At 67.8% G+C, this 24,382-nt stretch carries 21 protein-coding genes and 1 pseudogene; 4 read left to right on the forward strand and 18 right to left on the reverse strand.

All coding sequences use genetic code 11. The features are described 5' to 3' along the window. Positions 1-194: 194 nt before the first annotated feature. From secF to pdxT, 8 genes are all read right to left on the reverse strand, one after another. A complete protein-coding gene (gene secF, locus ABH915_RS13280; protein ID WP_018773173.1) occupies positions 195-1,214 on the reverse strand; it encodes a protein translocase subunit SecF in 1,020 nt (339 codons plus the stop codon). Next, positions 1,215-2,990 (reverse strand): protein translocase subunit SecD, encoded by a 1,776-nt coding sequence (secD, locus tag ABH915_RS13285; RefSeq protein WP_026266387.1) that lies wholly within the window; start codon positions 2,988-2,990, stop codon positions 1,215-1,217. Between the two features lie 105 nt (positions 2,991-3,095). Beyond that, positions 3,096-3,518 carry a preprotein translocase subunit YajC gene (yajC, locus tag ABH915_RS13290; protein ID WP_026266388.1) on the reverse strand — a complete coding sequence of 141 codons (423 nt, stop codon included), beginning with the start codon at positions 3,516-3,518 and terminating at the stop codon, positions 3,096-3,098. A gap of 262 nt (positions 3,519-3,780) precedes the next feature. Beyond that, positions 3,781-4,905, reverse strand: coding sequence for a Holliday junction branch migration DNA helicase RuvB (ruvB, locus tag ABH915_RS13295; protein ID WP_370122005.1), 1,125 nt, complete (start codon positions 4,903-4,905; stop codon positions 3,781-3,783). Beyond that, the gene (gene ruvA / locus ABH915_RS13300; protein ID WP_370122007.1) at positions 4,898-5,542 is read right to left on the reverse strand and encodes a Holliday junction branch migration protein RuvA; all 645 of its coding nucleotides are present in this window, start codon (positions 5,540-5,542) and stop codon (positions 4,898-4,900) included. Before ruvA ends, ruvB begins: the two co-directional genes overlap by 8 nt. Positions 5,543-5,665: 123 nt before the next feature. Further along, on the reverse strand, positions 5,666-6,244 hold the full coding sequence (gene ruvC / locus ABH915_RS13305) for a crossover junction endodeoxyribonuclease RuvC (protein ID WP_370122010.1): 579 nt from the start codon (positions 6,242-6,244) through the stop codon (positions 5,666-5,668). 48 nt (positions 6,245-6,292) lie between these two features. After that, a complete protein-coding gene (locus ABH915_RS13310; RefSeq protein WP_018773179.1) occupies positions 6,293-7,048 on the reverse strand; it encodes a YebC/PmpR family DNA-binding transcriptional regulator in 756 nt (251 codons plus the stop codon). 3 nt (positions 7,049-7,051) lie between these two features. Further along, complete coding sequence (gene pdxT / locus ABH915_RS13315; RefSeq protein ID WP_370122013.1) at positions 7,052-7,753, reverse strand: pyridoxal 5'-phosphate synthase glutaminase subunit PdxT; 702 nt, start codon at positions 7,751-7,753, stop codon at positions 7,052-7,054. A 114-nt stretch (positions 7,754-7,867) separates the two neighbouring features. On the opposite strand from pdxT, the gene ABH915_RS13320 reads away from it, so the two are divergent. Genes ABH915_RS13320 through ABH915_RS13330 form a run of 3 tightly spaced genes read left to right on the forward strand, consistent with a single transcriptional unit; the run spans position 7,868 to position 10,445 of the window. Beyond that, on the forward strand, positions 7,868-9,157 hold the full coding sequence (locus tag ABH915_RS13320) for a MurT ligase domain-containing protein (RefSeq protein WP_370122015.1): 1,290 nt from the start codon (positions 7,868-7,870) through the stop codon (positions 9,155-9,157). Beyond that, on the forward strand, positions 9,154-9,951 hold the full coding sequence (locus ABH915_RS13325; protein WP_370122018.1) for a type 1 glutamine amidotransferase: 798 nt from the start codon (positions 9,154-9,156) through the stop codon (positions 9,949-9,951). The genes ABH915_RS13320 and ABH915_RS13325 overlap by 4 nt, the downstream gene beginning before the upstream one ends. 5 nt (positions 9,952-9,956) lie before the next feature. Next, positions 9,957-10,445, forward strand: a complete 489-nt coding sequence (locus ABH915_RS13330) for a GNAT family N-acetyltransferase (protein ID WP_370122021.1) — start codon at positions 9,957-9,959, stop codon at positions 10,443-10,445. Positions 10,446-10,503: 58 nt separating this feature from the next. Here ABH915_RS13330 and ABH915_RS13335 read toward each other — a convergent pair whose 3' ends face one another. The 4 genes and pseudogenes from ABH915_RS13335 to ABH915_RS13350 form a co-directional block, all read right to left on the reverse strand. Beyond that, positions 10,504-11,283, reverse strand: coding sequence for an alpha/beta fold hydrolase (locus tag ABH915_RS13335; RefSeq protein WP_370122024.1), 780 nt, complete (start codon positions 11,281-11,283; stop codon positions 10,504-10,506). 69 nt (positions 11,284-11,352) lie between these two features. Then, positions 11,353-11,775, reverse strand: a complete 423-nt coding sequence (locus ABH915_RS13340; protein ID WP_370125060.1) for a hypothetical protein — start codon at positions 11,773-11,775, stop codon at positions 11,353-11,355. A gap of 31 nt (positions 11,776-11,806) precedes the next feature. Continuing rightward, positions 11,807-12,217, reverse strand: a pseudogene (locus ABH915_RS13345) (alpha/beta fold hydrolase); the annotation flags it as partial. An 11-nt stretch (positions 12,218-12,228) separates the two neighbouring features. Continuing rightward, positions 12,229-13,473, reverse strand: a complete 1,245-nt coding sequence (locus tag ABH915_RS13350) for a CapA family protein (RefSeq protein ID WP_370122027.1) — start codon at positions 13,471-13,473, stop codon at positions 12,229-12,231. Between the two features lie 82 nt (positions 13,474-13,555). Between ABH915_RS13350 and ABH915_RS13355 the strand changes: the two genes are divergently transcribed. Then, on the forward strand, positions 13,556-15,568 hold the full coding sequence (locus ABH915_RS13355; protein ID WP_370122030.1) for a M3 family metallopeptidase: 2,013 nt from the start codon (positions 13,556-13,558) through the stop codon (positions 15,566-15,568). A 276-nt stretch (positions 15,569-15,844) separates the two neighbouring features. Here ABH915_RS13355 and pdxS read toward each other — a convergent pair whose 3' ends face one another. The 6 genes from pdxS to ABH915_RS13385 all read right to left on the reverse strand — a co-directional run bounded on the left by pdxS (position 15,845) and on the right by ABH915_RS13385 (position 24,298). Beyond that, positions 15,845-16,771, reverse strand: a complete 927-nt coding sequence (gene pdxS / locus ABH915_RS13360; RefSeq protein WP_026266390.1) for a pyridoxal 5'-phosphate synthase lyase subunit PdxS — start codon at positions 16,769-16,771, stop codon at positions 15,845-15,847. Positions 16,772-16,980: 209 nt separating this feature from the next. After that, the gene (gene pgsA, locus ABH915_RS13365) at positions 16,981-17,619 is read right to left on the reverse strand and encodes a phosphatidylinositol phosphate synthase (RefSeq protein ID WP_018773189.1); all 639 of its coding nucleotides are present in this window, start codon (positions 17,617-17,619) and stop codon (positions 16,981-16,983) included. Further along, positions 17,612-18,265, reverse strand: a complete 654-nt coding sequence (locus tag ABH915_RS13370; protein WP_370122035.1) for an HIT domain-containing protein — start codon at positions 18,263-18,265, stop codon at positions 17,612-17,614. The genes pgsA and ABH915_RS13370 overlap by 8 nt, the downstream gene beginning before the upstream one ends. A 19-nt stretch (positions 18,266-18,284) precedes the next feature. Beyond that, positions 18,285-20,294, reverse strand: coding sequence for a threonine--tRNA ligase (gene thrS, locus ABH915_RS13375; RefSeq protein WP_370122038.1), 2,010 nt, complete (start codon positions 20,292-20,294; stop codon positions 18,285-18,287). A gap of 147 nt (positions 20,295-20,441) precedes the next feature. After that, positions 20,442-23,966: a DNA polymerase III subunit alpha gene (locus ABH915_RS13380; RefSeq protein ID WP_370122040.1), complete on the reverse strand. Its 3,525-nt coding sequence runs from the start codon at positions 23,964-23,966 to the stop codon at positions 20,442-20,444. Continuing rightward, positions 23,963-24,298 carry a DUF6504 family protein gene (locus ABH915_RS13385; protein ID WP_370122043.1) on the reverse strand — a complete coding sequence of 112 codons (336 nt, stop codon included), beginning with the start codon at positions 24,296-24,298 and terminating at the stop codon, positions 23,963-23,965. The genes ABH915_RS13380 and ABH915_RS13385 overlap by 4 nt, the downstream gene beginning before the upstream one ends. Between the last annotated feature and the right edge of the window lie 84 nt (positions 24,299-24,382).

The following is a 24,382-nucleotide window of genomic DNA, read 5'->3' on the forward strand; positions in this document are numbered from 1 at the left end:
GCCTTGGCCCTTGTCCGCTGGTGCCTCCGGCACCGGCGTCGAACGTTCTTCCAATGGAGCACCTCTCGCGACCGGTTAATTATTCAAGTGTATTCCCGCAGCAGGATACTTCGATAACCGGCGGGGATACGGCGACGGGCCGGAGGCCGTCGAAAGGGACGGCCTCCGGCCCGTTTGTGGTCGCTTGGGACGGTTCAGGCCGTGGCGGGCGATGCCGGCGACGCGGTCTTGGCTGCCGCTTCGGCGCGCCTCTGCTCCACCCGCTTGGCCTGCTTGACCAGGTCGGGTTCGCCCTGACGCAGCGCGGCGTAAAGCGGAGCCGCGATGAAGATCGTGGCGGCAGTGCCGACCAGGATGCCCACGAACAGCGCCAGGGACAGGTCCCGCAGGGTTCCGGCACCGAGCAGCCCGGCCCCGATGAAGAGGATCGCGCCGACCGGCAGGATGGCCACAACCATGGTGTTGATGGACCGGACCAGGGTCTGGTTGATGGCGAGGTTGACCTCTTCGGCGAAGGTCCGCCGGGTGGAGGCCTGCATGTCCGAGGTGTTCTCCCGGATCTTGTCGAACACCACCACGGTGTCGTACAGCGAGTAGCTGAGCACCGTGAGGAAGCCGATGATGGCGGACGGGGTCACTTCGAAGTCGCTGAGGCCGTAAACACCGGCGGTCATGAACATCGTGACCGCCATGCCGACAAGTGCCGAGAGCGACATCTTCCAGGTCCGGAAGTAGAGCGCCATCAGCACGGCGGCCAGGCCCACAAAGATTGCCAGGCCCATCAGCGCCTGCTTCGTGACGTCCGCACCCCAGGTGGGGCCGACGAAGGTTGACGTGACTTCGTTATCCGTCACGCCATAGGCCTTGGTGAGGCCTTCCTTGATCTGCAGCGTCTCGTCGTCGGAGAGCTTGTCCGTCTGGATCCGCATGGTGGTGCCGGCGACGTTCGCCACGCGCGGTACGGACCCCGCCACGACGTCCGTGACGGCCTTCTCGCCGAGGGAGGCCTCGGTGGTCTTGACGTTGGAGACCGTGAACTCGGAGCCGCCGCGGAACTCGATGCCGAGGTTGAATCCACCCTTGGCGACCGGGATCAGGATTGAGAGCGCGACGGCGATTCCGGCGATCAGGAACCAGATCTTCCTGTAGCCGACGAAGTCGTACGAGCGCTTGCCCGTGTACAGCTCATTGCCGAATGTTGAGAAGTTGACCATTTACTTGCCCTCCTTGGACGCGCTCTTGGAGGTACCGGCGAGCTGTGCCTGTTGTGCCTGATCCTGCTTTTCGGCGAGACGGCGTTCTGCAATGGTCATCCGGCGCTCTGCCTCGGCGGCGGCACCGGTGTTCTTCGCCCGTACTACCGCCACGGGCTTGTCCTCCGGGGTACGCATCCGGCCGGCACCGCGGTACAGCGGAACGGCGCCGAGGCGCTTCGGGTCCAGGCCCGAGAACCGGTGGCCTTCGCCGAAGAACTTGGTGCGGGCCAGCAGCTGCAGGGTGGGGTGGGTGAACATGAAGACGACGATGAGGTCGGCGATCGCGGTGAGGCCGAGGGTGAACGCGAAGCCGCGGACGTTGCCCACTGCCACGAAGAACAGCACGACGGCGGCGAGGAGGTTCACGGCCTTGGAGGCGAGGATGGTGCGCTTGGCCCGCTTCCAGCCGTTTTCGACGGCCGAGACCAGGCCGCGGCCTTCGCGGAGCTCATCGCGGATGCGCTCGAAGTAGACGATGAACGAGTCGGCCGTCTGGCCGATGGCGACGATCAGGCCGGCGACGCCGGCGAGGGAAAGCCGGTAGTTTTCGGTCCAGCCCAGGATGGCGATGGCCAGGAACGTCAGCACGCCGGCGATCACGAGGGAGGCCACGGTCACGAAGCCAAGGGCACGGTACTGGAACAGCGAGTAGATCACCACGAGCAGCAGGCCGATCAGGCCGGCAAGCATACCCATGCGGAGCTGCTCCCCGCCCAGGGTCGCCGAGATCTGCTGTTCGCTCTGGATTTCGAAGCTGATCGGCAGGGCACCGAAACGGAGCTGGTCCGAGAGGGCCTTGGCCGACTCCTCGGTGAACCCGCCGGTGATCTGCGGCCGGCCGTCGGTGATGACGGCGAGGGAGCGCGGGGCGGAGATGACCTGGTCGTCCAGGACGATAGCGAACTGGGACTTCGGATCCGAGCCGGTCTGGCCGCCGCCGGCGGCGTAGAACTGGTACAGGCGCTCGGTGATTTCCTTGAACTTGGTGGTGCCCGCGTCATCGAACTGGATGTTGACGGCCCATTCATTGGTCACGGCACCCTGGGCGCCCCGCTGCAGCTGGAAGGAGGAGGACTTGATGTTCGAGCCCTTCACCTCCACCGGACCGAGGATGTACTTGATGGCCGGCGAATTGGCCGACGCCGGCTCGCAGGTCACCAGCGGCTTGGTCGGGTCCGAGCGCTGCTGCTTGTCCTGGGAGGGGTTGTCGCAGTCGAGCGCCTCGAACTGCTTGTAGACCTCGGGGGTAATCCAGTTCTCGTCGCTGCTGTTGGCGGGTGCGGCCGTCGGCTTCGGCAGCTGGGCGTCCGGGGTCCTGGACGCGGCGGGGACCGCTGCGCCGGGACCGGTCTGGATGACCGGGCGGAAGTTCATGTCGGCGGAAGCCTGGATCAACGCACGGGTTTCCTTGGCAGGGGTTCCCGGGAGGCTGACGACGACGTTGCGGCCGGACTGCGTGCTGATTTCCGCTTCCGCGACACCTGAGCCGTCCACGCGCTGGCGAATGATCGCCACGGCCTGGTTGAGCTGGTCTTCGGTGATACCCGAACCGCCCTCAACCTTGGGCGCCAGGATCATCTGGGTGCCACCTTCAAGGTCCAGTGCGAGCTTTGGAGCCCAGCCCGCCTGGCCGGCCATCGTGCCGCCCGCCAGGACAGCCGTCATGGCGGCGATGATTACGCCAAGCCAGACCAGCATCCTGATGGCTGAGTATTTGGGGCCAGTTCGTGCCATTGTCGATCTTTCTATTATTTACGGCGGATCCGCCGGCGCGGGCTCGGGGCCCCCGCCGGCGGATGCCCGCAACCGTTGCTTCGCGGGATAGCTCAGGAAGGCAGACTAGCTGTCTTTTTTACCTTCGTCGTTGAGGCGGCGCAGGGTTTCCTCGGGCGTTTCGGTGCGCGGCGCGTCGTGGACCGGGGCGCTGGCGTCCGTGCCCTCAGCACCCAGCTTCTCGGTGGTCAGCGAGGACGCGTCGTCGGGAACGACCGTCGGCTCCTCGGCGGCGACAACCGGCTCCACAATTTTGGTGACGGCCTGGCGGTGCACGGTGGCGGTGTTTCCCGGGGAGAGCTCCAGCGTGACCTTGTTCTCGGCCTCATCGATGTTCACGATCCGGCCGAACAGCCCGAAGCTCGTCATGACCTCAACACCGGGCTCGAACTTGGACTGAAGCTGTGCCTGCTGCTGCTGGGTCTTCTTGTTGCGGCGGAACATCATGAAGACGAAAAGTCCGAGCATGACGAAGAGGAGAATCGTCATGATGTCGATGCCGCCGCCGGCCTGCGGCTGGGTCTGGGCAGAAATAAGTCCGAACACAGGGATTGTTCCGTTCTGTACTTGCATAGCTGTTTTTCAGCAACGTCCGTTTGCTCCGGGCGGCGCGGGCAGGGGTCTGCGCAGCAAACTGGCAGCGAGACCGTCCCCCAGACCGCCGGCGGCTACCTGCTCTCCGCCCACGGAAACAAAACCCGAACGTGCCGAGCGTCATACCAGTCTAAAGGGAAAAGCTGAAAGAACGGTGCTAGCGGCTGTTACGGATCCATTGAGGATCGGTTTCTTCACCAAGATCCCCGCCGGGCCCGCCCATCGGGCTCTGGCCCAGCTCGTCGGCCTGGAACAGCTCGAGCGGGTCCTGGCCGAAGGCGCCGGCCGGAACGGCGAAGCCCAGGTGCGTCCATGCCGGCGCCAGGGCAATGCGGCCGCGCGGCGTCCGGCCCAGCAGTCCCTCCCGCACCAGATAGGGCTCGGCGACCGTTTCCACGGTCTCCGTTTCCTCGCCGACGGCGATCGCGAGCGTGGACAGGCCGACCGGCCCGCCGCCGAACTTGGTAATGAGGGCCTCGAGAACGGCACGGTCCAGCCGGTCCAGGCCGCGCTTGTCCACCTCATACATGTCCAGGGCCGCAGACGCCGCCCGCGCATCGATTTGCTCAATGCCGTGCACGAGCGCCCAGTCCCGGACGCGGCGCAGGAGCCGGTTGGCGATGCGCGGCGTGCCCCGGGACCGGCCGGCGATCTCGCTGAATCCGGCGGAATTGACCTTCAGGTCCAGCAGGCCGGCGGAACGGCGCAGGACCAGTTCCAGCTCCTCGACGGAGTAAAACTCAAGGTGGCCGGTGAAACCGAAGCGGTCCCGCAGCGGCCCGGGAAGGAGGCCCGCCCGCGTAGTGGCGCCGACGAGGGTGAAGGGCGGCAGCTCCAGCGGAATGGCCGTGGCGCCGGCGCCCTTGCCGACGACGATATCGACGCGGAAATCCTCCATCGCCATATACAGCATTTCCTCGGCCGGCCGGGACATGCGGTGGATTTCATCCAGGAACAGGACCTCGCCCTCGGAGAGCGAGGAAAGGATGGCCGCGAGGTCACCCGCGTGCTGGATGGCCGGGCCGCTGCTGATCCGCAGCGGGACGTTCATTTCGGCCGCGATGATCATGGACAGGGTGGTCTTGCCCAGGCCGGGAGGGCCGGAGAGCAGCACGTGGTCCGCGCTGCGGCCACGCATGCGCGAGGCCTCCAGGACGAGGGAGAGCTGCTTGCGGACCCGGTGCTGGCCCACGAAGTCGTGCAGGTTCTTGGGCCGCAGGGCGGCTTCGATGACCCGCTCCTCCGGCTCCTCTCCCCCGGCGACGATCGACGGCTCAGCCACGCGCGCCTACCCGGTTTCCGGCGCGGGCGCCGTCCTGGCCCAGCCAGCGCAGCGTCGCGCGGAGAATCTCCGCCACATTGCCGTTGGCGGCAAGGTCCGGGGAATCGGCCAGGGACTTGTCGATGCTGGCCGTGGCATCCTTTTCGGACCAGCCCAGGCTGGTCATCGCGGCCACCACCTGGGGCTTCCAGACTGATTCCGCGGACACGGCCGCGACAGGCGCGCCGGCAGTGCCGTGCGGCACAAGCTTGCCGGCGAGTTCGAGCACGATCCGGCCGGCCACCTTCGGTCCGATGCCGGGGACCTTCGTGAAGGCCTTGCCGTCGCCGGAGTGTGCGGCCACCCGGATGGCTTCCGGCTCGTGGACGGCCAGCACGGCCAGGGCGAGGCGGGGACCGACGCCGCTGACGCTGAGCAGCACGTCAAACACCTCGCGCTCGTCATCGCTCGCGAAGCCGTACAGGGTCAGCGAGTCCTCCCGCACGATCAGGGACGTGAACAGCTTTCCCTCCTCACCCACGCGGAGGCCGCTGAGGGTCTGCGGTGTGGCGTTGACGCTCATGCCGGCCCCGTTGAGGTCGATCACGGCGGAGGACAGGCCAACATGCGCAACGGTTCCGCGAAGAAAACTGATCAAGGCCGGGCTCCTGGTCTAACTGGCGTCTGTAACGGGGATTAAAGAAAGTACGGCCGGGCATGCCGGCTATCCGAACATATCTACGAATACCCTACCAAGCTCCGCGGCGCCACAGCCGGACATTCAGCGCGCACGGCGCGCTTTTGCCTCCGCGTCCGCCCACGCCCGCTGCGCCGGAGTGAGGGACTGGCTGCCCGGCCCCGTAGTCGAGACGGCGGCGCCGCTGCCGGCCCGCCAGGCATGGGTGATGGCCAACGCGAGGGCGTCGGCGGCGTCGGCCGGGCGCGGGGGCGCGTCCAGCCGGAGGATCTTGGTCACCAGCTTGGTGACGGCGTCCTTGTTCGAGGTCCCGCTTCCGGTCACGGCGGCCTTGACCTCCGACGGGGTGTGCAGCGCCACCGGGATGCCACGGCGCGCGGCGGCCGCAATGACCACGCCGGAGGCCTGCGCCACCCCCATGACCGTGCTGACGTTGAGTTGGGAAAAGACCCGTTCCACGGCGAGGACGTGCGGCTCGTACTTGTCCAGCCACTCATCGATGGATGTGGCGATGACCAGCAGCCGCTGGTCCAGGCTCTCCTCGGGGGAAGTTCCCACGACGCCGAAGGCCACCATGGTGGCCCGCCGGTTCCGCTCGACGTCGACGACGCCGATCCCGCAACGGGTGAGGCCCGGGTCAACCCCCAACACGCGCAACGTCACGATTGGGCCGTCAAGACCGGGCCTCAACGTCTCGGCGAGGTGAGCGCGTCACTCAGCTTCCAGTGCGGCCTGCACTTCGTCGCTGAGGTCGGCGTTGCTGTAGACGTTCTGGACGTCGTCGAGTTCTTCCAGGGCGTCCACGAGCTTCATGAACTTCTTGGCGGCGTCGAGGTCCAGCGGCACCTGCATGGACGGCACAAACTCGGCCTCGTCAGTGTCGTACTCGATGCCGGCTTCCTTGAGGGCATCGCGGATGGCCTGCAGGTCGGTCGGCTCGGAGTGGATCTCGAAGCTGTCGCCGTTGTCCTTGACTTCCTCTGCCCCGGCGTCGAGGACTGCCATCAGGACGTCGTCCTCGCTGAGGCCGTTCTTCGGCAGCGAAACGACGCCCTTGCGGGAGAAGAGGTAGCTGACGGAGCCGGGATCGGCGATCGTGCCGCCGTTGCGGGAGATGGCGAGCCGGACCTCGGAGGCGGCACGGTTCTTGTTGTCCGTGAGGCACTCGATCAGCAGCGCGGAACCCTGCGGGCCGCGGCACTCGTACATGATTTCGGTGTAGTCGACGACCTCGCCGGTGAGCCCGGCGCCGCGCTTGATGGCGCGGTCGATATTGTCAGCGGGCACCGATGTCTTCTTGGCCTTGGTGACGGCCAGTTCCAGGCTGGGGTTGCCGGAGAGGTCAGGGCCGCCCATGCGCGCCGCGACTTCGATGTTCTTGATCAGCTTGGCGAACGACTTGGCCCGGCGGCTATCAAGGATGGCCTTCTTGTGCTTGGTCGTCGCCCATTTGGAGTGGCCTGACATGCTTTACGCTTCTCCTCTGATCATTCGAATAAACAGTTCATGCACGCGCTTTTCCCCCGTCACTTCCGGGTGGAAGGAGGTGGCCAGCAGCTTGCCGGAACGCACTGCAACAATTCTAGCCGTCCCGTCCAGGGATTCGGGGTGGCCGGCTTTGGACGGTTCCACCTGGGCGAGGACTTCGACGCCGTCGCCGACGCGCTCCACCCAGGGCCCGCGGATGAAGACGGCGTGGACCGGGGCCACTGCCCCGCCGGCGGCGCTGAACCCGAGCCCCCTGAAGTCCAGGTCCGTCTCGAAGGACTCACGCTGCCGGCCGAAGGCGTTGCGGCGCACGGTGATGTCGAGTCCGCCGAACGTCTGCTGCGGGTTTCCGGCCAGGTCCTTCGCCGGGTCCGCGATCTCGTCCGCCAGCAGGATCATCCCGGCGCACGAGCCGTAGACGGGCAGGCCGGCCTGGATGCGTTCGCGCAGCGGATCCCGGAGCCCGAAGATCCTGGCGAGCTTGTCGATCGTGGTCGATTCGCCGCCGGGGATGATGAGCCCGTCCAGGCCGTCGAGTTCGGCGGGACGCCGGATCCCGACGCCCGCGGCACCGGCGGCTTCCACGGCATGCAGATGCTCCCGGAAATCGCCCTGGAGTGCCAGGACACCAATCCGGAGGCCCGAACCCGCGCGGGATTCAGGGAAAAAAGAGGGGGTGGTCATCCCCACAGCATAATGCGCTGCGCCGCGCCGCAGCGCATGGAAGGAGCATGCAAGGCGCCTTCGACGGCCCCGCGCGTCCGGGTTCCATGCCGCTGCTGGGATATATTACAGAGCATGCTTTACTTCAGCGTTCCGCTCGGCAAGTTCGTCCGCCGGGTCTCCCGGCTCAGGGGCGGAGGCTCGGCCCTCCCCGGGCTTGTGGTCGAAAAAATCGACCCCGATTTCATGCGGCGGACGTTGTCCACGCTGCCGCTGGGGGTCGCCGTCGTCAGTGGCACGAACGGGAAGACCACCACCACCAAGATGGTGGTGGAACTGCTCGAGAGCCAGGGGCTGAAGGTCTTCACCAACCGTACCGGCAGCAACTTCACCCGCGGCGTGGCCGCGGCGCTCCTGGGCGAGGTGGACTGGCGGGGCCGGCTCGATGCCGACGTCGCGGTCCTGGAGCTGGACGAGGCGCATGCCGTGCACTTCGTCAACAAGGTCCCGCCGCGGTACAGCCTCCTGCTCAATGTCCTCCGCGACCAGCTGGACCGTTTCGGCGAGATCGACAAGACCGCCGAGCTGCTCCAGCACATCGCGTCCAAGACCACCGGGACCGTGGTCCTGAACCGGGAAGACCCGCGGGTCGCCCGGATCGCGCAGACCCTGGACGGGCCGGAGGTGCTCTACTTCGGGCTGGACGATGCCCTGCTGAGCACCTTCCCCAACGACGACGACATGCGCGCCGCCCCGGGCAGCCCGGTGCCGGCCGCCCCCGCCCGGCCCGCCGCCGACGTCGTGTTGCGCCGCGTGGGCGCCGACGACGCCGATTTCGAGTACGACGGCGCGACGGTCACCACGGGAATGAAACTGCGCGGCGTCTACAACATCTTCAATGCCGCCGCCGCGCTGACCCTGGCCCGCGGCGTCGCGGGCGCCCGCGGCACCGGGACCGACCAGGCCGGCCTGCTCACGGCGCTGTCCAAGGTGGCGCCGGCGTTCGGCCGCGGCGAAAGCCTCGTGGTCGATGGCCTCCCGCTGGAACTGGTCCTGGTCAAGAACCCCAGCGGTTTCCGGCTCGGCCTCAAATCCTTCCCGGCCGCGGGGTACGCCACGATGATCGCGATCAACGACAACTACGCAGACGGCCGGGACATGTCCTGGCTGTGGGACGTCGAATTCGACACGCTCCGCGACGGCGGCGTGGACCAGCTCACGGGCTCCCGCGCGTATGACATGGCGCTGCGGCTGCAGTACGACGACGTCGCGATCGGCGCCGTCGACACGGAAATTGCGCCGGCACTGGCAGCGTTCATCCGCGGCGGCGAGGGCAAGCCGAAGAGGATTTTCTGCACCTACACGGCCATGCTGGCCATCCGCCGCGAGCTGTCCAAAATCACCACAGTGGAGGTGGTCTCATGACCCCCGGGTCCCCCGAAACCCCGCACGAGCTGTCCTTTGGGCACGAACTTCCGCCCGAAGATTCCGCGGCCCCCAGCAAGGGAACCATCCGGGTCCTGCAGCTCTACCCGCGGGACATGAACATTTACGGCGACTGGGGCAACGCCCTGGTCCTCGCGCAGCGCCTGCGCTGGCACGGCTACACGCCGGAACTGCTCGAATACAACGTTGGTGACCCGTTCCCGGCAGACGTGGACCTGATCGTCGGTGGCGGCGGTCAGGACAGCGGCCAGCTCGTCATCCAGGACGACCTCCTCTCGCGCGAGTCCACCCTGAAGCAGATGGCCGACGACGGCACCCCGATGCTCGTGATCTGCGGGCTGTACCAGCTGTTCGGGAAGTTCTTCAAGACCCGGCTCGGGTCCGTCCTGCCGGGCATCGGCATCCTGGACGTGGAGACCCACGGCACCGATGAGCGCCTGATCGGGAACGTCACGGTCTCCTCCCCCGAGTTCGGCAGCATCCTGGGCTATGAGAACCACAGCGGCCAGACCACGCTGGGACCGGGCGTCGAACCGCTCGGGACCACCGCCAAAGGCACCGGCAACAACAGCACCGACGGCCAGGAGGGCGCCCGCTACCGCAACATCGTGGCGAGCTACCTGCACGGCTCGCTGCTGCCCAAGAACCCGGCCCTGGCGGATTTCCTGATCCGGACCGCCGTCGAACGCAAATACGGCAGCTTCACCCCGGGCACCCCGGACGACTCCTACGCGGTGCTGGCGCGGGAACACGCCGCCCGCCGGCCCCGCTGACCCGGATGGCAGGCACCGGCGGCGGCACGATCCAGATTGGGCGCGACACGCCCGGGCGGCAGGACGTCCTGCAGCTGCTGGGCGAGCACCTCGCCGACATGTACGCGACCTCCCCGCCGGAAAGCGTCCACGCCCTTGATCCCGCCGCGCTGGCCGGACCCGGCGTCAGCTTCTGGACGGCCCGGCAGGACTCCCGGCTCCTGGGCTGCGCGGCGCTGAAACACCTGGCTTCCGGCGACGCCGAGATCAAGTCGATGCGGACCGCGAATGCAGCCCGCGGGCGCGGTGTGGCCTCGGCACTGCTGCGCCACCTTCTGGCGGAGGCCCGGGACAGCGGCTACGAACGCTTGTTCCTGGAGACGGGCAGCCAGGAGTTTTTCGCCCCCGCGCGGCGGCTGTACGAACGGCACGGCTTCGCGGGCTGCCCGCCTTTCGACGGCTACGAAGCCGACCCCAACAGCGTCTTCATGAGCCTGCGCCTCGACGCCGGGTAACAGCCCGGCAGCTTTCCACGGCCCGGCCTGCCATTACCGGCCCCCATTGCGGCCCCGATTACCGGCTCCGGACGAAGGCCAGGACGTCGCGCGGCACCCGCCTGCTCGATCCCGCCCGGAGATGGCCCCACCGCTCGTAGACGATCAGGGTGCAGTCAGGAATCAAGCGCGCGGTCTCCTCCGCAACCGTCTTCGGGAAGAACGCGTCCCGCCCGCCGCAGAGCAGCAGGACGGGCGGGCGTATGAGCGGCAGCACCGCCCGCGCATCGAACGCCAGCTCGGCACGCGCCTCCGTCAGGATGTCCGCGGCGGGGCACCCGGCGGGGTCCAGCACGCGCCTGCCGACAACAGGTCCCAGCAGTTTCCGCAGCCACCGGGTCCGCGGGCCGGGTAAGAGGTACTCGGCCAGGACCATGCCGGCGCGGCCCGGGTCTCCGGCCGCGACGGCGGCGGCCATCCGCTCGTCCACGTCCTTGCCCCACGCGCTCAGTTCGGCCGCCGTGACCACCATCGCGATGTGCCCGAAGGACCGCGGATGGCGGGCGGCCAGGTACTGCCCGATCATCCCGCCGAATGACTCGGCCACCACCAGGTCAACCCGGCCGCCGAACTCCTCGGCGATCAGCCGGGCATAGTCGGCCGCCATGTCGGCGCCGGTGTGCGACTCCGGCATATTCCGCCGGCGGGTGACAATCCAGATGGCGTACCCGGCCTCCTGATAGGCGGCGAACTCCCGCCGAAACACCCCGCGCAGCACCCCCTGGGGCACAAAGCTCCCCGGTCCGCCCTGGACGAACAAGAGCGTTTTCGGGCCCGGGCCCCACGTCAGGTAGTCCATCCCGTTGGGGAACGTCCCGCTCCGGCATTCCCGAACCCGCCGGCCTGCCCGCGCCATGACGGGGCCCGCCTACGGCGTCGTCGTGGGCTGCGGCTGCGGCTGCCGCAGCAGCTCCGCGAACTCCGCCGGCCGGGATGCCGGCCACCAGTGGCCGCTGTCCACCCGGATCACCGTGAGGTCATCCACCCAGGATTCCAATCCCTCCACGAGGTCCGGCGACAGGAAGGGATCCTTCAACGGCACCACCACCTGGACAGGCAGCGTCACGGGGCCGCCGGGCGGCCAGTTCACGGCCGAGAAAAAATTGGCGCGGTAGAGGGCCAGGCCGCGGATGGGATCATCGCCGACGTCGCGCTTCGCCGTCTGCGCGTAGCGTTTGGTGAGGAACAGGCGCCAGGCGGCCTCCGGCAGCTTCGGCACAAGGAACGCAGCGATGTACCAGCTGCGGGCCAATTGCCCGGCCAGCTGCGGCCACGCCCCGTGGACGTGCATACCGGCTTCGCACCCAGCGGGCGAAGTGCCGCAGGTCCGGGCCGGAGATGGACGTGTACCGGCCGATCAGCCCCGCGGCCCTGGGGTCCTGGACTGCGGCCCAGCCCTGGATCGATCCCCAGTCATGGCCCACAAGATGGACGTCCCTTGCTCCGACGGCGGCCAGCACGGCGAACATGTCATCCACGAGCGTCTTCAGGGTGAAGTCCCCGGGGAGGCCGGTGACGGCGGACGCGCCCGCGTTCCGGGTGTCGTAGGCGACCACGCGGTGGCTTCGGGCCAGATCACGGATGGCCGGCAGGTAGACCTGATGGTTGTCCGGATAGCCGTGTACCAGCAGCAGCGTCGGCACGTCCGGTCCCGGCTCCCTGCCATACTCAAACACGGCAAGCTCGGCCCCGTTGGACGCGACGGTGCGCCGCCGTTCGTTGATCATCTCCATGCCGCCCAAGCTTAGGGCCCCGGGGTGAGAATAAGCTCATGGGCGCCCGCCGCCGCGGCGCCCATCGACTCCAGCACGGCCGTGGTGCGCCGGCGCGTGGCCGCGTCCGCCGCGGTTCCGGCACAACGGCCCTGCGGCGCGTCGGCCGCCACCGAACACCAGCGGTAGGGTCCGCGGACCATCACCGACGGCGCCCAGGCCAGGTCCGAGGCGGCCCAGGACCCGGCCGCGTCCTGGCTGAACTGCACCCGGACCAGCAGGCCCTCGTTGTTGACGACGAACGACGGCGAGAGCTCGGTGATGCCGTTCCCGAGCCCGTACACAATCCAGGTTCCCTTGTACTTCTCGATCGGCAGCACCGAGTGGCTGTGGTGGCCGTAGACCAGGCTGAACAGGCCGCTGTCCACGAGCGCATGGGCGACGTCGCACTGCTGGGCGTCGGGCCCGTTTGAATACTCCTGGCCAGCATGCATGACCCCCAGCACGATATCCGCGCCCAAAGCCCTGGCCTTGCGTGCTTTGGAAATCATGGCATCGGGATCGAGCAGGTCAACCTGCCAGGGCTGCTCGGCGCGCAGCCCGTTGAGGCCGTATGTGGCATCAACGACGGCGATTTTGGCCGCGGCGGTCTGCAGGATCAGGATGCCCCGGGACTCCGCCTCGGTCCGGTACGAGCCCGTGTGCCGGAGTCCGGCGGCGTCGAGGGCGTCCAGGGTGCGGATAAGTCCCGCGGTGCCGCGGTCAACGGTGTGATTGCTGGCCGTCGTGCAGGCATGATAGCCCACGCCCCGCACGGCGGTGATGATCTGCGGCGGAACGTTGAACGAGGGATACCCGGAGTATGGACCGTCCGGGCCGGCCACCGGTGTCTCCAGATGGCAGATCGCCACGTCGCTCTGCTCGATGTAGCGCCGCTGGCCCTCCAGCAGCGGGCCGAAGTCCAGCCCCGCCGCGCCGGCAGCGCGGGCGTCCTCGCTGGCCTGCCGCCAGAGCTGGGGGTGGACCAGCATGTCCCCGGTGACGAGGACGGAGGTGCACCGGGCAGCCGCACAGTCTGGACCCTTCCCGGGCGTCGGGGTGCCCGACGGCGGCCGGGCAACGTCAGCTGCTCCCCCGGTACCGCCGGCTCCCGCCGTGGGACCCGGGGGGTTATCCGGCCCGGCAAAGAGTCCGCAGGATGCCAGCAGAGACGCGAGAACAACGGCCGTGGCGACAGCCAGCATCCGGCCCCGCTGCCTTGCGGTCATGTTCCCCATGCCGCTCATCCTATGGTGGGCGGCATCACAACACACGGAGGCGATCGTTGAGAAGCGGCCGCCTGCATGAAAGAGTCATTTCATGACCAATCCCCTCCTGAGCCCCAGCACCCTGCCCTACGGACTGCCGCCGTTCGCGGATATCGAAGACGCGCACTACGCCGAGGCCGTCGAGGCCGGCCTGGCCGAGCACCTTGCCGAAATCCAGGCCATCGTGGACACCCCGGCGGCCCCGACCTTCGAAAACACGGCCCTCGCCATGGAGCGCTCCGGCCGGCTCCTGGACCGGGCCGCCGCCGCCTTTTTCACCCTGGTTTCCGCGGACGCCTCAGACACCATCAGGGACCTCGAGACCCGCCTGTCCCCGCTCTTTGCCGCCCACCAGGACGCCGTCTACCTCAACCGCGGGCTCTATGAGCGCTTCGCGGCGCTGGACGCAACGGTCCTGGACGCGGAGTCCGCCCGGCTCGTGGAGGAATACCTCAAGGAGTTCCGGGCCTCCGGCATCCAGCTCGACGACGCCGGCCAGGAGCGCCTCAAGGAAGTCAACGCCGAGCTTTCCCGGCTCGGCACCGAGTTCGGCCAGCGCGTCAAGGAGGGCATGAAGTCCGCGGCCCTGCTGCTTGATGACGCCGCCGACCTCGCTGGCCTGCCCGCCGACGACGTCGCCAGCGCCGCCGAGGCTGCCCGGACCGCCGGACACGAGGGGAAGTTCCTGCTGACCCTGATCCAGCCGAGCAACCAGCCCGCCATGGCCGCGCTGGCGAACCGGGATGTCCGCCGTCGCCTCTATGAGGCCTCCATCGGCCGCGGCAGCGACGGCGGCAGCTTCGATGTGCTCGATCTGGTCAAGGACATGGTCCGGCTCCGCGCCGAGAAGGCCAGCCTTTTGGGGTTCTCGAATTTCGCCGAACTCAGCGTGGACCGGCAGACGGCACCGGACTTCCAAGCCGTTCAGGCGATGATGAGCCGGCTGGCCCCGGCCGCCGTCCGCAATGCCGACGCGGAGTCCGAGGCGCTGGCCGAGGCCGCGGGCCACCCGCTCGAGGCCTGGGACTGGGCGTACTACTCGGCCAAGGTCAAGCGGGAGCGGTATGCCGTGGACGAGCAGGCCCTGCGCCCCTACTTCGAGCTTGACCGGGTTTTGAATGATGGCGTGTTCTTCGCGGCGAACGCCCTGTACGGCGTCACCTTCCACGAACGCGCCGACCTCGCCGGCTACCACCCGGACGTGCGCGTCTGGGAGGTGAAGAATTCCGACGACACGGACCTGGGCCTGTTCCTGGGCGACTACTACACCCGTGACACGAAGCGCGGTGGCGCGTGGATGAATTCCCTCGTGGAGCAGTCCGGGCTGCTGAACACCCGTCCTGTGGTGATCAACAACCTCAACATCTCCAAGCCGCCGGCCGGCGAACCCACCCTGCTGACGCTGGACGAGCTGCGCACCACCTTCCACGAGTTCGGCCATGCCCTGCACGGCTTGTTTTCCGCCGTCACGTATCCGCGGTTCTCCGGTACGAACGTGCCGCGGGACTTTGTGGAATACCCCTCGCAGGTCAACGAAATGTGGATCATGTGGCCCGAGGTCCTGGCCAACTATGCCCGGCACCACGCCACCGGCGAGCCCCTGCCGCAGGAGACCGTGGACAAACTCAACGCCGCGCAGCTGTGGGGCGAAGGCTTTGGCACCACGGAATACCTCGGCGCTGCGCTGCTGGACCTGGCGTGGCATGTCCTGGACGGCTCCGACATCCCGGACGACGCCGTCGAGTTTGAAGCGAAAGCCCTGGCTGCGGCCGGCGTGGCGCACAGCCTGATCCCGCCGCGCTACCGGACCGGCTACTTCCAGCACATCTTCGCGGGAGGCTGGTACGCCGCCGGCTACTACTCCTACATCTGGAGCGAGGTCCTGGACGCCGACACCGTGGAATGGTTTAAGGAAAACGGGGGCCTCAGCCGCGCCAACGGCGACTTCTTCCGCGCCGAACTGCTTTCCCGCGGCAACAGCCGGGACCCGCTGGAGTCCTTCCGCGCCTTCCGCGGCCGGGACTCGGATCTCGGGCCGCTGCTGAAGCGCCGCGGCCTCGACTAACCCCTCTGGACTGAACCCTCATCGACTGACCCGTCTCAGCTGACCCCTCATCGACTGCTCCGCAGGCGCCCTTTTGAGGCCCGATAACGGCAGCTACGGAGCAACCGACGGGGAAAACCAACGACGCCGGGCGGCCACCCAAGAAGGTGACCGCCCGGCGTCGTGGTTATTGCTCTGGCGAGAATCGCGCCCAACTCTCTTGGCTTAATAAGAGAGGGCGCAGAGGCTCAACGTTCGGGGCGCCCAGCGCCACGAACGTTGAGAAGCGCCCGAACGCTACCAGCCGCGCTCGGCGAGGCGGTGCGGCTGGGGGATCTCGTCGACGTTGATGCCGACCATGGCCTCGCCCAGGCCGCGGGAGGCCTTGGCGATCTCGTCCGGGTCGTCGTAGAAGGTGGTGGCCTTCACGACGGCGGCGGCACGCTGGGCCGGGTTGCCGGACTTGAAGATGCCGGAGCCGACGAACACGCCGTCGGCGCCGAGCTGCATCATCATCGCGGCGTCGGCCGGGGTGGCGATGCCGCCGGCGGTGAACAGCACCACCGGGAGCTTGCCGGTCGCGGCAACTTCCTTGACCAGCTCGTACGGGGCCTGCAGTTCCTTGGCCGCGACGTAGAGCTCGTCCTCGGCCATGCCGGCGAGCTTCTTGATCTCGGCGCGGATCTGGCGCATGTGCGTGGTGGCGTTGGAGACGTCCCCGGTGCCGGCCTCACCCTTGGACCGGATCATCGCCGCGCCCTCGTTGATGCGGCGCAGGGCCTCGCCCAGGTTGGTCGCACCGCAGACGAACGGAACGGTGAAGTTCCACTTGTCGATGTGGTTGGTGTAGTCGGCCGGGGTCAGGACCTCGGACTCGTCGATGTAGTCCACGCCGAGGGACTGCAGAACCTGCGCCTCGACGAAGTGACCGATCCGGGCCTTGGCCATGACCGGCACGGACACGGCCGCGATGATCTTGTCGATCATGTCGGGATCGGACATGCGGGACACGCCGCCCTGGGCGCGGATATCGGCCGGAACGCGTTCCAGCGCCATCACGGCCACGGCACCGGCGTCTTCGGCGATGCGGGCCTGCTCGGCGTTGACGACGTCCATGATGACGCCGCCCTTGAGCATCTCAGCCATGCCGCGCTTGACGCGGCTGCTGCCCGTGACGTTCTTCGCGGACGCGCCGGCTTCGCTGCTTACATCAGGTGTAGACACAAAAACCCCTATGGGTAGATAGATGACCTCGCCGGGGGCGCGGACGGCACGTTTATGCCGTGTCTCGCACACACCGGATTACCGGATCCATTGGCCGGTAAGGCTAATACTATCCCCCGGCCGGGGCACGGCAGAATTCGGGTTACAGCAGTCGAATCTCGCGCGGGGACTGGGATTCGGCGCGGCCGCCGGGGCACCGTGTGGCGCCGTCAGGCGGGACGTTCCGTGGCGGTACCTTCGGGTTCCCCAAGCGACTGGCGGTGCACTGTCACGATGCGCTGGATCACTGTCACCAGGCTCGCCGTCGCGAGCAGGCACAGCGTCACCAGCAGCACCACGGAGGGCAGGCCCAGGCCGGTGAGTCCCGTGACCACCAGCACGGACACGAGGCGCTCGGCGCGCTCGGCGATGCCGACGTTGGCGTGAAAACCCAGGGCTTCGGCCTTGGCCCGCGCATAGGAGACCACCATGCCGAGCACCAGGCAGAGAATGGCGGCGACGGCGATCGCCGGGTTGGCGCCGCCGGTGAAGAACCAGACGGCGACGCCGGCGAACAGGGCGCCGTCGGCCACGCGGTCAAGGGTGGAGTCCAGGAAGTTGCCCCACCGGCCGCCGCGCTGCTGCATCCGGGCCATAATGCCGTCGATGACGTCGGAGAAAATGAACGCCGTGATGAACACGGTCCCCCAAAAGAGCTGCCCGAGCGGGTAGAACACGAGGGCGCCGACCACGACGCCGAGCGTGCCGACCACCGTCACGGCGTCGGGAGAGACCCCGATCCTCAGCAGCCAGCGGGCAACCGGGGAAAACAGGGCGGTGAAGAAACCCCGGGCGTGCCTGTTAAGCATCCTTCTCCCCGGCTGTTTCCTGGTGCGCTGGTATTTGCTGCTTTGGTGTTTCCTGCGGCGCGGGCTTTTCCTGCGGCCAGGCGTCGGCGACCTGCTGGCGGACCTCGCCGAGGGTCTGCGTGACCGCCTTGGTCTGGGCAATGATGGGGAAGAAATTTCCGTCCCCGCCCCAGCGCGGCACCACGTGCTGGTGCAGGTGGCCGGCGATGCCCGCCCCGCCGGTGACTCCCTGGTTCATGCCCAGGTTGAAACCGGAGGGGTTGGCGACTTTGCGCAGCACCCGCATGGCCGTCTGCGTCAGTTCGGCGAATTCCGCCGTTTCCTCGACCGTGAGATCCGTGTAGTCGGGGATGTGCCGGTAGGGGCAAACCAGCAGGTGGCCGGGGTTGTACGGGAAGAGATTCAGCACCACGTAGCTGGTGCGGCCCCGGTACACGATCAGGGAGTCCTCGTCCCCCCGCTCGGGTGCGGCACAGAACGGGCAGTCGTTGGGGTCCTTGAACTGGTGCTGGCCACCCTTGATGTACGCCATCCGGTGCGGGGTCCACAGGCGCTGGAAAGCGTCCGGGACCCCGGCCAGGCCGAAGTCGTCCGTCACGGCGTGGTCGCCCGGATACTCCGGCCCGGCCCCTGTCGATTCCTGCACGCGCTGCCCTTCCGTCTGCCTAGCTGGTCCGGTTGCGGACGGCGTCGACGATCCGCTGGACGGCCTCGGCGACGGGCACACCGTTGTCCTGGCTGCCGTCGCGGAAGCGGAAGGACACCGCTCCCGCCTCGGCATCGTCCCCGCCGGCGATCAGAACGAACGGGATCTTGTCCTTACTGGCCGTGCGGATCTTCTTCGGGAAACGGTCCGAGGAGATGTCCACCTCGGCGCGGATGCCGGCCGCCTTCAGCTGGTCCACGACGTCGAACATGTAGTCGTTGAAGGCCTCCGCGACCGGGATCCCCACCACCTGGACGGGTGCCAGCCAGGCAGGGAAGGCCCCGGCGTAGTGTTCGGTGAGCACGCCCATGAATCGTTCCACCGAGCCGAACAGGGCGCGGTGGATCATCACGGGCCGCTGCCGGGTGCCGTCGGCGGCCTGGAACTCGAGTTCGAAGCGTTCGGGCAGGTTGAAGTCCAGCTGGATGGTGGACATCTGCCAGGTGCGGCCGAGCGCGTCCTTGGCCTGGACCGAAATCTTGGGGCCGTAGAACGCGGCTCCGCCCGGATCCGGGATGAGCTCGAGCCCGGAGGCTTCGGCCACCTCGGCAAGGGTGCGGGTGGCTTCGTCCCACGCGGCGTCGTCGCCCACGAACTTGTCTTCGTTCTTGGTGGAGAGCTCGAGGTAGAAGTCGTCCAGGCCGTAGTCCTTGAGCAGGCCCAGGACGAAGTTCAGCGTGCTGGTGAGCTCGTCCTTCATCTGCTCGCGGGTGCAGTAGATGTGGGCGTCGTCCTGGGTCATGCCCCGGACGCGGGTCAGGCCGTGCACCACGCCGGACTTCTCGTAGCGGTAGACCGAGCCGAATTCGAAGAGCCGCAGGGGCAGTTCGCGGTAGGACCGGCCGCGGGAGCGGAAAATCAGGTTGTGCATGGGGCAGTTCATCGGCTTGAGGTAGTAGTCCTGGCCGGGCTTGCGGACCGTGCCGTCCTCGTTGAGCTCCGCGTCGATGTGCATCGCCGGGAACATGCCCTCCTTGTACCAGTCCAGGTGGCCGGAGACCTCGTACAAGTGGCCCTTGGTGATGTGCGGGGTGTAGACGAAGTCGTAGCCGGCATCGACGTGGCGCTGGCGGGAGTAGTCCTCCATGGCCTTGCGGATGATACCGCCCTTGGGGTGGAAGACCGGCAGGCCCGAGCCGAGCTCGTCCGGGAAGGAGAACAGGTCCAGCTCCGCGCCGAGCTTGCGGTGGTCGCGGCGCTCGGCCTCGGCAATGCGCTCCTGGTAGGCCTTGAGCGCGTCCTTGGTGGGCCAGGCGGTGCCGTAGATGCGCTGCAGCTGCTGGTTGTTCTGGTTGCCCAGCCAGTAGGCCGCCGAGGACCGGGTCAGCGCGAAGGCGTTGGAGATCAGCTTGGTGTTCGGCAGGTGCGGGCCGCGGCACAGATCGCACCAAACGCTGTCCCCGCTCTTGCGGTCCACGTTGTCGTAGATGGTGATGTCGCCGGCGCCGACCTCGACGCTGACGCCCTCGCCGGCATCGGCGGCGTCATTCTTTTTGCCCAGCAGTTCGAGCTTGTAGGGCTCGTCCTTCATCGCCTCGCGGGCCTCGTCCTCGGACACGACGCGGCGCACGAACTTCTGGTTCTGGTTGATGATCTTCTGCATCATCTTTTCGAGCTGGCGGAGGTCTTCCGGGGTGAAGGGTTCAGCGACGTCGAAGTCGAAGTAGAAGCCGTCCGTGATGTAGGGGCCGATGCCGAGCTTCGCGTCGGGGCGCAGCTGCTGCACGGCCTGGGCCATGACGTGGGCCGTGGAGTGGCGCAGTACGTTGAGCCCGTCCGGGGAATCAATGGTGACGGACTCAACGTTGGCGTCCTCGGGAAGGGGCTGGTCCAGGTCCTTCAACTCGCCGTTAACGCGGGCCACAACGACGTCGCGGCGCTCAAAGAAGAGTTCCGCGCCGGTGGTCCCGGTAGTCACCTTGGTCTCTTCGCCGTCGACGAGAAGGGTGATCTGCTGGGCATCTGACACGGGTGTCTCCTATTCAAAGTTAAGGCTTCGTAGCTTGTGGCGTACGGGGACCACAGCCAGCCTCGTCCATGCTATCGGTTTCTCCAGAGGCCAACCAACGCGCCACGGGCGCGGCCGCAACCCGGCGGCGGCCCCGCCGCGGGCCGGTCAGCCGCCCAGCCCGGTGATGGCGAGGTTCCTGCTGATCCCGTCCAGGGGGCCGGGTAGGGGGCTGGGCAGGTGGCCGGACAGGTAAGGCTCCTGCTGGCCGTCGACGCCGGATTCCGGGGCCGGGAACGGCAGGGTCTCCGGGCGGCTGAGGTCCCAGGCCATGGAGGCGCTGATACTGATCCCCCGCGGCCCGGTCCGGCGGGTGGTGCCGCGGATCAGCAACAGGCGGGTGCCGAACAGCAAGGATCCGGACTGCTCCTGCGCTTCGTGGAAGAAGACCGAATCCACGCAGCCCGTGCCGTCGTCGACGCTGATGAACACCACCCGCCGGCCGCCGCGCATGGGCGGAGTCTGGGTGGCCACCCGGACCCCGGCAACCAGCACCTCCGTGCCGTTGCGCAGGCCCAGCAGCTTGTCCGCGGTGGTGACGCCGAGCCGGTCCAGCAGCGGGCGGTGGCTGGTCATGAGGTGCTCGCTGACGTCCACGGCCATGAGGTCCAGCTCCGCGCGGACGTTGTCCACCATGCTGGGTGCGGGCAGCGCCGGCAACAGGTTCGTCAGCTCCACGTCCCCCAGCGGCAACGCCAACTGGCCCTCAATGACCTCCACGCCCTTCCGCAGGGGGCGGGCCTGGAGTTTCTGCAGGTGCTGGACCAGATCCGCCCGGTTGGCGTCTCCCCCGGACGCCCGGTGCAGCGAATCGAAGGCCCCCAGCTGGGCCAGTCGCTGGATGCTGGGCCGGCTGAGCCGCGACCTGGCCCGCAGGTCCGCCAGGGAATCATAGGGCTGGCCGGCCACAATCCGTTTCAGCTCGGCGCCGGAGAGTCCGAAGATGCCGTTCAGGCTCAGGCGGATGCCCAGCCTGCCCCGGTCCGGCCCGGATTCCACCCGCTCCACCCGGTACTCGGCCTGGCTCCGGTTGATGTCGAGGGGAAGGATGGGGATTCCCAGCCGGCGGGCCTCGGCCACGAGCAGGCGCTTGGGGTACATGCCGGGGTCGTGTTCCCAGAGCCCGGCGAGAAAGGCCTCCGGGTGGTGTGCCTTCAGCCAGGCGGACTGGTAGGTGGGCACGGCGAAGGCGGCACCGTGGGCCTTGCAGAACCCGAAACTGCCAAAGGCCTTCAGCGTGCCCCAGACCTTGTCCACCACCTCGGGACCGTAGTTCCTGGCCCGCGCCTCCTTCCGGAAGAACTCCTCCACCTTGGCTTCAAGCACTTCATTGCCCAGCGCACGGCGGAACTCGTCCGCCCGCGCCAGCCCGCACCCGGTCATGACGTCGAAGGTCTTGAGGATTTGTTCGTGGAAGACCGTGACCCCGTGGGTCTCTTTCAGGACCGGCTTGAGGTCGGGATGCGGGTAGACCTCGGGGGCGAATCCGTGCCGGTGCTCCAGGAAGGGCCGGACCATGTCGGATTTCATCGGACCCGGCCGGAACAGCGAGATGTCAATGATGAGGTCGTTGAATTCCCGGGGGGCCAACTTGCCGATCAGTTCGCGCTGGCCAGGGGACTCAATCTGGAAGCAGCCCAGGGTATGGGTGCTGCGGATCAGTTCAAAGGTTGGCTCATCATCGAGCGGGACCGCGTTGAGGTCGATGTGCCCGTCCCCTGAGATGTAATCCGGCCCGGTCCCGTCAGGGCCGGCCGGATGCGCGCCGGCGGCCACCACTTCGGCCTTGGAGGGGTGGAGCCGGATGACTTCCCGGACGGCGAAGGCCATGGCGCTCTGCATCCGGACGCCCAGGACATCGAGCTTGAGCATGCCCATGGGGTCCATGTCGTGCTTGTCGAACTGACTCATGGGCAGGCCCAGGCCGCTGGGCTGTACGGGGGTGCGGTCCAGCAGGGTGGCATCGCCGAGGATGACCCCGCACGGGTGCATGGAGATGTGGCGGGGCAGCCGGTCCAGCCGCTCCGTGAGGTCCACCAGCAGGTCCAGTTGCTGGTTTTCGGTGAAGCCGCGCTGCTCCACCCGGTCCGCGAATTCCTTCAGTTCAGGTTTCTCCACGAGGGCTTCGCGGAAATGCCGGGCCGAGAACCGCCACAGCTGCTTGGCGATTTCCCCGACCTCGCCGTCGTCCATGCCCAGGGCCAGGCCGGCGTCGCGCACGGCACCGCGAGCGCGGTAACCGTTCTGCATGCTCATCAGCGTGACGCGTTCGGCTCCGAAGCGCTCAAAGATCTTCCGGTAGACGTTGTGCCGTTCTGCGCTTTCGACGTCGATGTCAATGTCCGGCAGCGTGGCGCGGTCCCGGGAGAGGAAGCGTTCAAAGATGAGGTCGTGCTGGAGCGGGTTCACCTGGCTGATGTCGATCAGGTAGTTGACCAGGCTGGAGGCGCCAGAACCGCGTGCGGCCGCCCGGACGCCCAGGTCCAAGATCATCCGGGAGACCTCTGCGACGGTCAGGAAGTAGGAGGCGAAGCCGAGTGAGTCGATGATCCGGAGTTCGTGCTCCAGCCGGGCCCGCAACTGTTGTTCCCGCTCCCCGGAAATTCCCGGGAAGCGGCGGCCGATGCCGGCCTCACAACGCAGGGTCAGTTCGGCGAGCGCGTCGCCGTCGATCCCGATCACGGAGGCCTCCGGGACCACGGGCTGTTTCCAGCCCATGTCGGTTTCTGGATCCATGCGGCAGCGGTCCGCGAGCGCCTCGGTCTGGGCCAGGAGCCGCTTGAGGTCCGCCGTGCCGTAGCCGGCGGCGTGGATGATCTCCTTGCCCAGCTGCAGCATCTGGGCCGCCGATTTCAGCCAGCCCTGCCCGTTGGGCTGCAGCAGCGGGGCAGCGGAGAGCTCGGGGAGGGATTTCAGCGTCCTGGCCGAGTCCAGCACATCGGCGGTGGCCGCGCCGTCCTCAGCCACATACCGCACGGTGTTGCTCAGCACGGCGGCCACCCCGTGTTCTGCGGCGAGTTTGAGCATGCGCACCGCATGGGCGGTGCTCAGCGGTTCCCCGGGCGGGCTGAGCTGGGACACAACCTCCGCCGCGAGGGTTCCGGGGGGCATGGCGTCCAGCCAGCGTTTGAACAGGGTGCGGGGCCGCAGGTAGCGCCGGCCGCCCATGGCCCGGCCGACGTCGGAGTCCGGGCCGATCAGCACCGTCAGGACCGGCTGCAGGGTTTCCGGGTGCAGGGTGCGGGAGGCCAGTTCCGCCCGGGTGACGGCCACCGGCACTATTCCCCCGGCCTTGCCCGTGGTGCGGGCATGGGCGTCGGAGATCAGCCGGCACAGCGCCCGGTAGCCGGCACCGTTGTTGTGTCCATGCGCCAGCACGACGACGCGTCCCCCGAGCTGGGTGCGGTGGTCGCCGTCGTCGTCAAAGACCGCAAGGTCCACCCCGACGACCGCATCCAGCCCGGCGGCCATGCACGCCTTCAGGTGCTTGACGGTCCCGTACAGGCCGTCACGGTCCGTGCAGGCCAGCGCGGTGGCGCCGTCAGCGGCGGCCGCGGCGGCGAGTTCATCCGGCCAGGAGACGCCATAGTGGGCGCTGAAGGCGGTGGAGACGTGCAGATGGGTGAAATTCATGCTGATTCGGACTTCCGGAGGGGCTGCAGGGCGTCGTGGATCTTCAGGAGCCGCCACCGGCCGCTGCCTACGTGCCGGGTCAGGTCAAGGGTGAGGGTCGAATCCGCGGCGTGATCCCCGGCGGCTCGCACCTGGACCCGCCAGATCTCGTGATCCACCAGGCCAGGCCCGCTCCCGAGCGGCGCCCGGCGTTCCTCCGCCCACCACTGGCGGCGTTCATACCAGCGGACGGGTTCCGCGCAGACCGTATAGCGCCGGCCGGCCCAGTCCAGGCGCAGGGGCTGGCCGGAGGGCGTGCAGACGACATCCACGGACTCGCTGAAAATGCCCACGTTGCCTCCCGACCCAGTCCGGGCTGGAGCCGGCCCAGTCCCCGCTTCGACTTCCTACGTCTATTCCGCTTCCAGCGCCTTGTG

The organism is Arthrobacter sp. MW3 TE3886 (genome assembly GCF_041262145.1).
In the GTDB taxonomy this organism is placed as follows: domain Bacteria; phylum Actinomycetota; class Actinomycetes; order Actinomycetales; family Micrococcaceae; genus Arthrobacter.